Raw genomic sequence first — 12163 nt, forward strand, 5'->3', positions numbered from 1 at the left:
TGGCCCTCGTTCAAGAGGCGGCCATCCGCCTTCCTCGCTGCTTGATGCGAATACTGACTGGGCGTCCCTCAGCTTGCTGGATCTCGAACTGGTTTGTTTTCCGGATGAGATCGCTGAGTTTTCGAAACCCGAAGGTACGCGGATCGAAGTCGGGCGCCAGGTTAAGCAGTTGCTTGCCAACCGTGCTCAAGTTGACCCAGCCGTCTTCTGTCTCCTCCTGTGCAAGCACCTTTTTGATCAACGGCACGGCAGCGCTTGCCGGTTGCAAGGGCTGAGTGGCCGACGCCGCGCTCTGTCCCTCTTTGACCGCGCCGGGAACGAGGTTCTCGGTGTAAATGAACCGACGGCAGGCCTGCCGGAAGCTTTCCGGAGTCTTCTGCTCCCCGAAGCCAAACACATCAATGCCCTGCTCCCGGATTCGGGCGGCCAAACGCGTGAAATCGCTGTCCGACGAAACGAGGCAGAAGCCATCGAAGCGCCCACTGTGCAGCAGATCCATGGCGTCGATCACAAGCGTGATATCCGAAGCATTTTTCCCCGTCGTGTAGGCGAACTGCTGCTGCGGGATGATCGCGTATTTCGCAAGGACATCCGCCCACGCCTTGGAACGCGTGCCCGAGAAATCCCCGTAGATGCGACGGACGCTGGCCTCGCCGATGTTGGCGACCTCCTCGAACAACCCGTCGACAATCTTTGCCGAGGTGTTGTCGGCATCGATGAGCACCGCAAGGCGCGGTGACCGAGGTTCAGATGGCATGCGACGTTCTCCCTCTGTAAATCGGCCCGGCTTAGCAGCGGCTCCACGACCACACTATCCGGCTTTCCTGCCCGGTCCGGTTAGGCCGAAATGGTCCACGACCATCGCTTTGCTCATGGAGGCTACGGTGGCGTGGAATGGACGATCAACTCCGCGTCCTTTGCGGTGAATAGGGCTTTTAATCTCCACGCCCGCAAGTGAATTCTCCGCATTTTTCCCGGAGAATAATGACCATGTCCACCGCAAAGGGGGTATCCACCTCAAACTGAATTTCGATCTCCACGGCGACGGAGTGCAGCGGGCGGGGGTCATCGTCGCCATCGATCTGCATATTTGTATGGGTCGTGATCTCAGGGCGCCGCACAGCCGACAGAGAGAGGGCGGTCGTGACCGCCTGTTTGCTTACGCCCAATGCTCTGGCGGCCTGCGTCAGGGGAAGGCTGCCTCGGCGAGCTCAAACCTGGACATCGCCGGCCGAGGCAGTCTGTGCCTGCTGCACTCTCTTGATCGGGGCCGTATCTGCCCGACAGCTGCATTCTCTTTAACTGGCAAGCGCCACCTCGTACTCAAAGTGGCGGAAAGGCGACTGTGAAATCTGTCCACTTGTACGTCGGACGCTTGACATCTAAATTGGTCGGATGCTTGACCATTCGTCTCGACAGTCGCCGTCACATATCCCAATGGATGCGCTATCGGAAGTCCTGCAAGACTTCCGCTTGAGTGGAGTCAACTATGGCCGCTGCGAGCTCCGACATCCATGGAGCATTGCCTTTCCGCAACAACAATTGCTTCGTTTTCATTTTGTCAGCCGGGGTCCATGCTGGATCCATACCGAAGCCCAGGGATGGCAGGAGTTGAACCATGGCGATCTGGTGCTGCTGCCGCAAGGTATCGCACATCGATTGGCCAGCGCGCCGGATGTTGTGGGCGACTCGCTCAAGGGCTGCCAGGTGACAAAGTTGGGGAGCAACGTCTGCGAAGTGGTGCAGGAAGGAACGGGTGCGATGAGCACCCTTTTCTGCGGCTCCATGGCTTTGGGTGCATATGCCCTTAACCCCTTGATCGCTTTGATGCCGCCAATCATCAAGGGCTGCGATGTGGCCGGCAATGACCCAATCATAGGCCCCCTGCTAGCGGCCATGACGGCGGAGGCTGCACAACCCCAACTAGGCAGCGCAACCGTCTTGTCGCGGATGGTGGACTTGCTCACCGCGCGGCTCATCCGCTGCTGGGTCAATTGCAGCGGAGCCTCGACCACCGGTTGGCTCGCCGCTATTCGCGACCCCCACATCGGTCGCGCTCTGGCAGCCATGCACCGAGACCCCGGTCATAACTGGACTCTCGAAAGCCTCGCTGGCGTGGCAGGCCAATCACGCTCGATCTTCGCTGAACGCTTCGGCGCTGTCTTAGGGGAAGGTGCGGCACGCTATCTCGCCCGTTTGCGTATGCAGCTTGCGCGCGAATTGTTGGGGCAAAGCGGCATGTCGGTTGCCAAGGTTGCTTCCCGTTTGGGTTATGAATCCGAGGCATCCTTTGCTCGCGCGTTCAAGCGCATTACCGGCGTCTCACCGGGCATTGTGCGTCGCACAATTCCCGGACGAACGGACATGGATTTCGGATTTTAAGACACATATCATCCTGCGAAATTCGTCTATGAAATCTCCGAACCCTTGGAGATTTTTCAATGACGGACACAACATCACAGCTTGACGGCTCGGTGATAGACTTTGAAGCGGCCGAGCCAGCCGCGTGGAGCGCGGCCACCTGGTTCGCCGTTCTTTCAATGGCGGCCACGAGCTTTGCGCTGGTATCGGCTGAGTTCCTGCCGGCAGGACTGTTGACGCCCATGGCGCGAGATCTCGGCATCAGCGAGGGAACAGCCGGACAGGTCGTCACCGCCACTGCTTCCGTCGGCGCCGTGACGGCCTTATTGAGCAATGTTCTCATCCGCAGGCTGAACCGCAAGACCGTGCTGGTCGGGCTCACGGCGTTGGCGGTCGGCTCCAATATTCTTGCGGCGTTAGCGGCCGACTTTTGGCTATTGTTGTTGGGCCGGGCTGGGCTTGGCATCGCCCTCAGCGCTTTCTGGGCGCTTTCCGTCGCCGTCGTGGCGAGGCTGGTTGGGGCCGATGCCGCAGGTCGGGGCATGGCTATCGTCACTCTCGGTGTCTCGCTCGCCACCATAGCTGCACCATCGATGGGCGCTTTGATCAGCGACTGGCTGGGCTGGCGCAGCGCTATGGCCATGACAGCGGGCTTTGCCGCGCTTGCCATGCTGCTGCAGGTGCTCAGCTTGCCGACCCTGCCTGCAAGCACAAGCAACAGCCTGGCCGATGTTTTCCAGCTGACACGGCGGCGTGGTGTTCAATTGGGAATGATTGCCATCCTTTTGCTGATGACCGGGCATTTTGCCGGCTCAGTTTATGTGCGTCCCTTCCTCGAACAAGTGACGCTCCTTGAAACCGGGCCGATTGCGCTGGCGCTACTCGGGTTTGGCATCGCCGCTGTGATCGGTAATATTGCCGGTGGCCGAATGGCCGACGCCAATATCCGCGTGGCACTCGCTGTCACAGCCGCGTTAATGGCGTTTGCGGCGCTCGCTTTGGTGCTTTGGGGCGCACACATCGGCGTTGCCTTCGGCTTTGTTACGTTTTGGGGCTTCGCTTTCGGCATGGCGCCGGTGGTGCTGCCTACCAATCTGTCCCGCGCGGCACCCGACGCTCTCGAGCCAGCGGGCAGCCTAATGGTCGTCTCTTTCCAGGTCGCCATTAGTATCGGCGCGGTATTCGGCGGCTACGTAGTGGATCACTACGGCGCTCTGGGGCCCTTGACCCTTACCGCTGTGCTAGCCGCATCGACGGTCGCCTTGGCGCTGTTGCAGCCCCGCAGCTGAGATTTGCTTCTGGTCGAGCAAGCAGATGCAATCGCCAGGCTGCGAGGCTTGAAGATGCGACGACCGCGTTCGGCGGTGGCTACCTCCTTAGTGTTCCGGCAACCACAGCGACGGCCGTTCCACGTCGTTGCAGCGCAACCCTTCACGGAATACGGGCTATCCGCCGGATCAGAGCCCATCTTGGGCAATCGAGCCCCTGCTCACGGAACCTGGGCGCCCGTCGCGGTGACATAGATCGCGTAGAGCGATGTCGTCGCGGCAATGAAGAGACGGTTGCGGCGCGGACCGCCGAAAGTGAGGTTTGCAACCGTTTGCGGCACGAAAATCTTGCCGATGAGCACTCCGTCCGGCGCGAAGCAGTGCACGCCGTCGCCGGCGCTCGACCAGAGATTTCCTGCCGTGTCCGTGCGGATGCCGTCGGGGATGCCCTTGTCGATCGTCGCGAAGACACGGCCGTTGGCTAGCCGTCCGTCCAGAACATCGAAGGCGCGAATATGCCGCGGCAGAGCGTCGTCATGGCTTGCGCCGGAGTCGGCGACATAGAGGATCTTCTCGTCGGGAGAGAAGGCAAGACCGTTCGGCTGGTTGAAGTCGGTGGCGACCGCGGCGAGCTCGCCGGTCTCCGGGTCCAGCCGGTAGACATTGCGGCTTTCCTGTTCCGGCTCCGCCCGATAGCCCTCATAGTCCGAAAGGATGCCGTAGGTCGGGTCGGTGAACCAGATCGTTCCGTCCGACCGGACGACGACGTCGTTGGGCGAATTGAGCCGCCTGCCGCCGTAGCTTTCGGCAAGCGTGGTTATCGAGCCATCGTTTTCGGTACGGGCGACGCGGCGCGTTCCGTGCTCGCAGGAAATCAGGCGTCCCTGCCGATCGCGCGTGTGGCCGTTGGCGAAATTCGACGGCTGCCTGAAGAGGGAAACGCCGCCTTCCGGAGTCCAGCGCAGCAGCCGCTCGTTCGGGATGTCACTCCAGACGAGCTGGTTGGCATCGTTGAACCAAACCGGTCCCTCCGCCCAGCGGCAGCCGGAATAGAGTTCCTCGAGACGCGCGCTGCCGACGATCAGATGCACGAAGCGCGGATCGTTGATCTCGTAGATGGGTTCTCCGGCCATGTGATCCGCCCCCGAACTAACGCGCGCTCGGCTGTCGGCCGCCTGCGAGCATGATGACGCTGATGATGATGAGCCCGGTCATGATCAGGCGGATGCCCGCGCCGAGGCCGTAGGTGTTGAGCATGGAGACCACCAGAAACATGAAGAGCGAGGCGCCCCAGATGCCCGGCACATTCGAATCGCCGCCGGCGACCGCGGTGCCGCCGAGAACCACGACGGCGATCGACATGAGGAGGTATTCCGTGCCCATATTGAGGGCCGCGCCGCCCGAGAAGCAGGCGAGCAGATAGCCCGCAAGCGAGGCAAGCACGGCTGAGAGCACGTAGGTGACGAAACGTGTGCCGTCGACCGGAACGCCCGCCATGCGCGCCGCCGGCATGCTCTGGCCGATCGCGGATATCCAGCGGCCGTAGACGGTCTTTTCGAGCAGGAACCAGGCGGCGAGGGAAATCACCAGCGCCACGAGGGAGACATTGGGCACGCCGAGCGTGGTCGATGTCGTGAAATCGGCGAGGAAGCTCGGCGGTTTGATGCGCAGGCCGCGATTGGTCCAGATTGCCGCCGACTGGATGATGAAGCTCATCGACAGCGTCGCGATGATCGGGGGAATGCGCAAGGCCTTGATGAGCGCATAGTTCGATAGGCCGACGCCGATCCCGATCAGGATTGCGGTCATGAGCCCCGGCAGGATCATGGCGTTGTCGACGTCCATGAGCTTCAGCGCCACGGTGCCCGCGAGCGTCATGGTGGCGGGTATAGACAGGTCGATATTGCCGGGACCGAGGGTGATGACGAACATCTGGCCGATGCCGACGATGATCGAGAAAGCGGCGAAGGTCAGCGCGGCCTGGGAGAGGCCGAGCGTGCTTGCGCCGCCGGTCACCATGATCGTCGCGAACCAGACCAGGAAGGCGGCGAACCACGACCAGATCCAGGGCGCGCGCGAAATACGGTCGACGATCCTCATCCCCGCTTCTCCCGATATTCCAGACGATTGAGCAGAAGGCGCAAGGCGAGCACGATGATGAGGATCGCGCCTTGCGCGCCGATCTGCCAGTCGGGCGAGATGCGCAGGAAAGAGAGGAACGAACCGGCAAGCGTCAGCGTCAGGGCGCCGATGACCGCGCCGATGGGCGAGACGCGCCCGCCGATGAATTCGCCGCCGCCGAGTATCACGCCCGCGATCGAGAGCAGCGTATATCTGAGAGCGATGTTTGCGTCGGCCGATGTGGTGAGCCCGACGAGCGCGATGCCGGCGAGCACCGCGAAGACGCCGGCAAGCCCGTAGGCCGCAGCGCGGGCCGCGAGCACCGACCAGCCTGCCCGCTCCACCGAACGCTGGTTGCCGCCGATGCCGCGGATGAGCACGCCGAGCGAGGAGCGCATCACGACCAAATGCGCGACGATGGCGATGACAATGCTGGCGACGATCGCCATCGGAGCGACCGGCGGCTTCATCGTCATCAGGCTCCGGACCCATTCCGGCGCCTGGCCGCCCGGCGCCGGCAGCAGAAGCACGGCAAGCCCCGCCCAGACGAAGCTCATGCCGAGCGACACGACGATCGACGGCAGGCCACGCAGGTGAATGACGACGCCGAGCACGGCGTAGACGGCGACGGCGCCGGCAAGGATCAGGATCCCGACAAGCGGCTCGTCACGCAGGAAGGTCGCCGTCACGCAGGCGACAAAGCTGACGAAGGTGCCCATCGCGAGATCGAGGTCGTTCACCGACATGATGAGCATCTGGGCGATCGTCGCGAGCGCGATCGGAACCGCGAGATTGAAGAGCAGGTTGAGGCCGATATAGCTCATCGCCCGCGGCTGCAGCCAGAAGACGGCCGCAAGAAGCACGGTGAGCGAAAGGGCTGGAATGGCGAGCCGGAGCGCATCGGCGGAAGGCTTCAGCCTCATGCTGCTTCCCCCCTGAAGGACGCGGCGAGGATGTTCTCCTCTCTGACGGCGTCGCCCGCCAGTTCCGCAACGATCTCTCCTTCGCGGAAGACATAGACACGATCGCAGAGGCAGACCTCCTCCATCTCGGTCGAATACCAGACGAAGGTGCGGCCGCGCTGAGCCTCCTGCCGGATGATTTCATAGACCTCCTGTTTCGTGCCGACGTCGACGCCGCGCATGGGATCGTCCATCAGCACCACCGGCGCCCGGGTCGCAAGCGACCGGGCGAAGAGCACCTTCTGCTGGTTGCCGCCCGAAAGCGACAGCATGCGGTTGGCCATGTCGGGCGTGCGGATATCGATGCGCCGCTTCCACTCTCCGGCACGCTCGGCTTCCGCCTCGGCGTCAACGACGCCGCGTGCGGCAAGATCGTGGAGCGAGGCGATGGAGAAGTTCTTCAGGACGCTCCAGAGTTCAAAGACGCCGTTCAGGCGGCGATCCCCCGCGACAAAGCTCACTGCCGGGTCGCGGCGCGGCAGCCAATCGGCGGTGCTCGCTGCATGGAGTTTCATCAGCATGCCAGTCTGGCCGTGTCCGGCGAGCCCGGCGAGCCCGACGATCTCGCCGCGTTTGGCCTGAAGGGGCAGGCCGCGGCCGGTCTGCGCGATCACCACGGGCTCACTGGCAAGGTCGCGCAACGTGCGGCGATGCGCCTCGCCCTTGACAACGCTTCCCATGGCCTCGACCAGACCGTGCTCGCTCCAGGCATCGGCAGGCCGTTCGGCGACGATGCGCCCGTCCTTCATGACCACGATCCGGCTCGCCGTGGCGAGGATCTCGTGGAGGATATGGGAAATCAGAATGACCGCACCGCCGCTCGCGACGAAACGCCGGACATGGGCGAGCATCTGCTCCGCGAGGCTCGCATCGAGCGAGGATGTCGGCTCGTCCAGGATGATGAGCCGGGGCGCAATGCCGGCATCGGAGAATGCCATTGCAATCTCGACCATCTGCCGCTCGGCGATGGAGAGATCGCCGACCGTCCGGTCGCTTTCGATACCGTGTCCGGGAAACACCGCATCGAGGCTGCGCTCGATCACGTGTTTTGCCCGCCTGCGCCAGCCGAGGCCGCCCAGATGGCGGTGCAGAATGCGGGTATTCTCCAACACGGTGAGGTTCGGGCAGAGCGAAAGCTCCTGGAAAACGCAGCGTATGCCCCGCGCTCTCGCGGCGTTGATGCCATAGCGCGCGAGAGGTTCGCCGTCGCCTGAGATGCTGCCCTGCTGCGGCGTCAGGCCGCCATTGATGACGCTGACGATCGTCGATTTGCCAGCGCCGTTATGGCCGACGAGGCCGACGCATTCCCCCGCCCCAATGGCGAGCGTCACGCTGTCGAGCGCCCTGACCGCTCCGAAACTCACCTTGGCGTCGGCAACCTCGATTATCGCCTTCGACATTCTACCCGTCATTTGCCGCCGTCTGTCGTGCTGGGGTCAATTGTATTTGGGTCTGTTATACTTGGGGTTTGTCGCGCGGCCCGGCCGGGCCGCGCGACATGCGGAAGGCCGTCAATCCGCGGATTCGATCACCTTGATCGCATCCGCCTGCGAATATTCGACATTCGCAACACCGCCGGCCTGGGTATTGGCGAGGTTCTCTTCCAGATTGTCCTGGTCGATGCGCAGGAAGGGCACGACGAGGTCCTTCTTGACCTCCTTCCCATCGAGGATCTGCTGGGCAACCCAGAATGCGAGCGTGGAGACGCCGGGCGCGATCGAGACCGACATGGTCTCATAGCCGTTTGCATCCTTCTGTTCCTTCCACCACTTCAGCTCGTCCTCGCGGTTTCCCATGATGATGATCGGCATCGGTCGCTTGGCAGCAGCGAACGCCTGGGCGGCGCCGTAGCCGTCGCCGCCCTGCGTCACGACACCGACGATCTCGGGAAGGCTCGGCAGGATGCCGGCCACCGCCTTCTGGGCGACATCCTGCGCCCAATCGCCATGGACCGAGCCGACGATCTTGAACTGCGGGAACTGCTTGACGCCCTCGTGAATGCCCGCCGAGATCTCATCGTCGACAAAGACGCCGGCAAGGCCGCGGATCTCCAGGAGGTTTCCGCCCTCGGGCAGCTTCTTCGACAGATATTCGACCTGGCTGCGGCCCATTTCCTTGAAATCGACGGCAATGCGCCAGGCGCAGGGCTCGCTCACGACGCCGTCGAACGAGACGACGGTGATACCGGCATCGCATGCCTCCTTGACCGCACCGTTGAGCGCGGTCGGTGAGGCGGCGTTGAGGACGATCGCGTCATAACCCTGCAGGATCATGTTCTGGATCTGCGCGGCCTGCTCGGTTGCCTGGTTTTCCGCCGTCGTGAACGCATCGGCAGCCGCAACCACGCCGGCCTTGACGGCCTCACCGGTCACCTTGTCCCAGCTCGTCAGCATCGCCTGCCGCCAGGAGTTTCCGGCATAATTATTGGAAAGCGCAATCTTCTTGTCGGATGTGTCGGCCAACGCGGAATTCGGCATTGCGGCGCACAGGACGACCGCTGACGCCAGAAGCATCTTGCGAAATGTCATGTCTTCCTCCCTCTGGATCCGGTTTCGATCGGATCGCCTCATCGGCCGCTTATGTGCGGTCGTCTGCAAATAGGACTTGCACTGAGCTTCCTCCTCTCAGTAAGGGCAGGATGAGGGAGAATCTGCTGCCTGTATAGATCGTATGCGGCAACGCGTTTGCGGGGTTTGGCACCAAAGGCTGCGTGTTTGTGCAAGACGAGCACGCCCTGTCGAGCGCTTAATGGAGCTGGCGGTCGCTGCACCCAAAGAAGCGGACGCGATCGCGGGAGGAACTGCGGACATGCCGCACCTGGCGCCGGCCGCATTGGTCGATCACTATCTTGGCATATCCCGGCTGCTTGCCGGGCAGCTCGACTTCCGCTCGGCCATCCGCGCCGTCGCGGCGGAAGTGGCGCATATCATCCCCCACGATCATCTCGACGTCTGCATTCTGATGGTCGACGGCAATTATCACACCGCCTATGAGACCGGCATGGACACCGCATGGGGCGATGTCGCCTCGGCGCCGGTCGCCAACAGCCCGATCCGTTCCCTCCTCTGGGGCGAAGTCGATTACCTGCTGACCGACGACGCCATCCAGGATGCGCGCTTCCATTTCGAGGGCGCCTTCAAGCGGCCGATCATCGAACAATCCCTGCGCAGCCGCTTGCATGTCCCGATGAAGGTGCAGGGCAGTATCATCGCCGCGCTCAGCTGCTCGTCCCAGACGCCCGGCATATACACGATGGAGGACATCGGCAGGGCGCGGATCATCGCCGACCTGCTGGCACCCTATTTCTTCGCGCTCAGGGCCGCCGAACAGGCCCAGCAATCCGCCATCGTCGAGGCGGAGGCGCGTGCGCGCGAGGAAGGATTAAGGCAGGGTGCGTTGAAGTTGACCGAGGCGCTCGAACAGGAGCGCCAGCGCATCGGCATGGACCTCCACGACCAGACCCTTGCCGATCTTACGCGGCTGTCGCGCCGCATCGATCGCCTGGCTCGTGCCGGCGAGCTGAGCAACGAGGCGCTGGAACCGGTTTCCCGCGGTCTGCATCATTGCATGCAGGATTTGCGGCAGATCATCGAACAGGCAAAGCCGTCCGTTTTGCAGCTGTTCGGCCTTGCCCAGGCAATCGAAAACCACCTCGACCGGTCGGTGCGCGACAGCGGGATGCCGATCGAGTGGGCTCTCGTCGACGAGACCGGGGGTGCTCTCGACGGCCTTGAACCCACCGTAAGCATTGCACTTTTCCGAATTGCGCAGGAGGCGATCAACAACGCGGTCCGCCACGCCCAGCCGATGGCGATCACCGTCAGGCTTTGGCTCGAGGCAGGCGAGCTCGCAATCGAGATTTCGGACGACGGGCGCGGTCTGGCAAGAGCCCGCGGACGCATCGGCGGCGGCATCGACAATATGAAGACGCGGGCACGGCTCATTTCCGCGAAATTCGCGATCGGACCGGGTGATAGGAACCGCGGCACGCAGGTCGCTGTCCTGCTGCCGCTCGAGGAGCGCTCAGCGGAGCTGGAGCCCCAGTCAGGAGGGGAGCCACAACCATGAGGGAGGATCAGCGATGAAGGTACTGATCGTGGAGGACGATCCGCTTCACCGTTCGTATCTGCACGAGGCGGTCTGTGCCGCCCTTCCCGAATGCGACACCGTCATCGAGGCGGAGAACGGCATCGCCGGCGAGCAGCTTGCGCGCGATCACAAGTCGGCACACATCGTCATGGACCTGCAGATGCAGACCCGCAACGGGATCGAGGCGGCGCGCACCATCTGGAAAGAGCGCCCGGAAACGCGCATCCTCTTCTGGTCGAACTACTCCGACGAGGCCTATGTCCGTGGCGTGTCGCGCATCGTTCCGGACGGGGCCGCCTATGGTTACGTGCTGAAGTCCGCCTCCGACGAGCGGCTGAAGCTGGCGCTTCGCTCGATTTTCGTGGAAAGCCAATGCGTGATCGACCGCGAGGTGCGCGGTTTACAGCAAAGGAGCATCGGCCACGCGAACAGCTTCACCGATTCCGAATACGAGATCCTCGTCGACATCGCGCTCGGCCTGACGGACCGGACTATTGCCAAACGCCGCAACCTGTCACTGCGCAGCGTCCAGAACCGCTTGCAGCAGCTCTACGACAAGCTCGACGTCTACCAGGCCGTCGCCGAGGAACAATCCGACGGCCAATTCAATCTCCGCGCCCGCGCCGTGACCGTCGCTTTCCTCAGGAAGCTGCTGAACTACAGCGCCTTGGAGAAAGCCGAATCCGAGCTTCAGGAGTGGCTGCAGGAACAGAAGTGAACGGGACAGGATGGGCAGCATTCACCAAAAAGACGACATCATCGCGAGCTTCCATCGACCTCATCCGGGCAAGGACGCAAAGCGTCACCCGGTGTGCGATACTCGCGAGTTCCTGATGCAGGTCAGTGTAACCCCATGGAACCTTTGCGCGTCTGAATGCGCCTGAAAAGACGCGCAAAGCTGTGATGATCGCGCAATTCCACGCGATCGCAGTGGGTGCTACCAGCCGAACTGGAAGGTCGTTCCCGCCTGGCCGTTGCCGTACTGCGAGACGTTGGCGGAAGTGTTCTTGCCGAACTGGAAGATACCATAGGCGTTCTCCTTGCCGGTCTGCCGGAGCGTCGCCGAATGACCGCTGCCCTTCTGGCGGATGATGCCCTGATTTCCGGATCCATACTGGGCTATACCGGCGGCATTATTCCAACCGCGCTGGCGGATGTTGGCGCCGTTCTTCAAGCCCTTGTACAGCGAATAGAACTGCAGGCCCGCCCGAAGGGCACGGACGCTCCGATCACTGGACGGCGTATGGCTGAACGATACGGACCCGCCTGCGCTCGCCGGGTCAGGCAAGGCGGTCGATGCGATGAGTGCTGCGGCGAGGGCCGCCATCATGGTGTTGGTGATCCTGCTCGTCATCATTTTTC

General features: G+C 62.6%; 11 protein-coding genes. 4 read left to right on the forward strand and 7 right to left on the reverse strand.

Going from position 1 to position 12163, the window contains the following annotated elements; all coding sequences use genetic code 11:
• Positions 1-10: 10 nt before the first annotated feature.
• Entirely contained in the window at positions 11-757 is a 747-nt protein-coding gene (locus SJ05684_RS24955; protein WP_034857966.1) for an NYN domain-containing protein, read from the reverse strand.
• A gap of 638 nt (positions 758-1395) precedes the next feature.
• Here SJ05684_RS24955 and SJ05684_RS24960 point away from each other — a divergent pair.
• Positions 1396-2382 carry an AraC family transcriptional regulator gene (locus tag SJ05684_RS24960; protein ID WP_083846242.1) on the forward strand — a complete coding sequence of 329 codons (987 nt, stop codon included), beginning with the start codon at positions 1396-1398 and terminating at the stop codon, positions 2380-2382.
• 59 nt (positions 2383-2441) lie between these two features.
• Positions 2442-3650, forward strand: coding sequence for an MFS transporter (locus tag SJ05684_RS24965; RefSeq protein WP_034857963.1), 1209 nt, complete (start codon positions 2442-2444; stop codon positions 3648-3650).
• Between the two features lie 200 nt (positions 3651-3850).
• Here the strand turns inward: SJ05684_RS24965 and SJ05684_RS24970 are convergent, their stop codons facing one another.
• The 5 genes from SJ05684_RS24970 to SJ05684_RS24990 form a co-directional block, all read right to left on the reverse strand.
• On the reverse strand, positions 3851-4762 hold the full coding sequence (locus SJ05684_RS24970; protein ID WP_034857961.1) for an SMP-30/gluconolactonase/LRE family protein: 912 nt from the start codon (positions 4760-4762) through the stop codon (positions 3851-3853).
• 16 nt (positions 4763-4778) lie between these two features.
• Positions 4779-5729, reverse strand: a complete 951-nt coding sequence (locus tag SJ05684_RS24975; protein ID WP_034857960.1) for an ABC transporter permease — start codon at positions 5727-5729, stop codon at positions 4779-4781.
• A complete protein-coding gene (locus tag SJ05684_RS24980) occupies positions 5726-6673 on the reverse strand; it encodes an ABC transporter permease (protein ID WP_034857959.1) in 948 nt (315 codons plus the stop codon). The genes SJ05684_RS24975 and SJ05684_RS24980 overlap by 4 nt, the downstream gene beginning before the upstream one ends.
• Positions 6670-8124, reverse strand: a complete 1455-nt coding sequence (locus SJ05684_RS24985) for an ATP-binding cassette domain-containing protein (RefSeq protein WP_095694379.1) — start codon at positions 8122-8124, stop codon at positions 6670-6672. Before SJ05684_RS24985 ends, SJ05684_RS24980 begins: the two co-directional genes overlap by 4 nt.
• A 99-nt stretch (positions 8125-8223) precedes the next feature.
• Positions 8224-9240 (reverse strand): ABC transporter substrate-binding protein, encoded by a 1017-nt coding sequence (locus tag SJ05684_RS24990; protein WP_034857956.1) that lies wholly within the window; start codon positions 9238-9240, stop codon positions 8224-8226.
• Between the two features lie 280 nt (positions 9241-9520).
• Here SJ05684_RS24990 and SJ05684_RS24995 point away from each other — a divergent pair, with 280 nt between their 5' ends.
• Both SJ05684_RS24995 and SJ05684_RS25000 read left to right on the forward strand, forming a co-directional pair.
• Positions 9521-10780, forward strand: coding sequence for a sensor histidine kinase (locus SJ05684_RS24995; RefSeq protein ID WP_034857994.1), 1260 nt, complete (start codon positions 9521-9523; stop codon positions 10778-10780).
• A 13-nt stretch (positions 10781-10793) separates the two neighbouring features.
• Positions 10794-11519, forward strand: a complete 726-nt coding sequence (locus SJ05684_RS25000; RefSeq protein WP_034857955.1) for a response regulator transcription factor — start codon at positions 10794-10796, stop codon at positions 11517-11519.
• Between the two features lie 219 nt (positions 11520-11738).
• Here SJ05684_RS25000 and SJ05684_RS25005 read toward each other — a convergent pair whose 3' ends face one another.
• Positions 11739-12155, reverse strand: coding sequence for a curlin (locus tag SJ05684_RS25005; RefSeq protein WP_034857953.1), 417 nt, complete (start codon positions 12153-12155; stop codon positions 11739-11741).
• Positions 12156-12163 lie beyond the last annotated feature (8 nt).

Origin of the sequence: Sinorhizobium sojae CCBAU 05684, from assembly GCF_002288525.1 — a bacterium.
Taxonomy (GTDB): domain Bacteria; phylum Pseudomonadota; class Alphaproteobacteria; order Rhizobiales; family Rhizobiaceae; genus Sinorhizobium; species Sinorhizobium sojae.

Bases quoted from the DNA above. Each gene is read 5' to 3' on its own strand.
- SJ05684_RS24955 (WP_034857966.1), bottom strand. From the start codon at position 757: ATGCCATCTGAACCTCGGTCACCGCGCCTTGCGGTGCTCATCGATGCC.
- SJ05684_RS24960 (WP_083846242.1), top strand. From the start codon at position 1,396: ATGCTTGACCATTCGTCTCGACAGTCGCCGTCACATATCCCAATGGAT.
- SJ05684_RS24965 (WP_034857963.1), top strand. From the start codon at position 2,442: ATGACGGACACAACATCACAGCTTGACGGCTCGGTGATAGACTTTGAA.
- SJ05684_RS24970 (WP_034857961.1), bottom strand. From the start codon at position 4,762: ATGGCCGGAGAACCCATCTACGAGATCAACGATCCGCGCTTCGTGCAT.
- SJ05684_RS24975 (WP_034857960.1), bottom strand. From the start codon at position 5,729: ATGAGGATCGTCGACCGTATTTCGCGCGCGCCCTGGATCTGGTCGTGG.
- SJ05684_RS24980 (WP_034857959.1), bottom strand. From the start codon at position 6,673: ATGAGGCTGAAGCCTTCCGCCGATGCGCTCCGGCTCGCCATTCCAGCC.
- SJ05684_RS24985 (WP_095694379.1), bottom strand. From the start codon at position 8,124: ATGACGGGTAGAATGTCGAAGGCGATAATCGAGGTTGCCGACGCCAAG.
- SJ05684_RS24990 (WP_034857956.1), bottom strand. From the start codon at position 9,240: ATGACATTTCGCAAGATGCTTCTGGCGTCAGCGGTCGTCCTGTGCGCC.
- SJ05684_RS24995 (WP_034857994.1), top strand. From the start codon at position 9,521: ATGCCGCACCTGGCGCCGGCCGCATTGGTCGATCACTATCTTGGCATA.
- SJ05684_RS25000 (WP_034857955.1), top strand. From the start codon at position 10,794: ATGAAGGTACTGATCGTGGAGGACGATCCGCTTCACCGTTCGTATCTG.
- SJ05684_RS25005 (WP_034857953.1), bottom strand. From the start codon at position 12,155: ATGACGAGCAGGATCACCAACACCATGATGGCGGCCCTCGCCGCAGCA.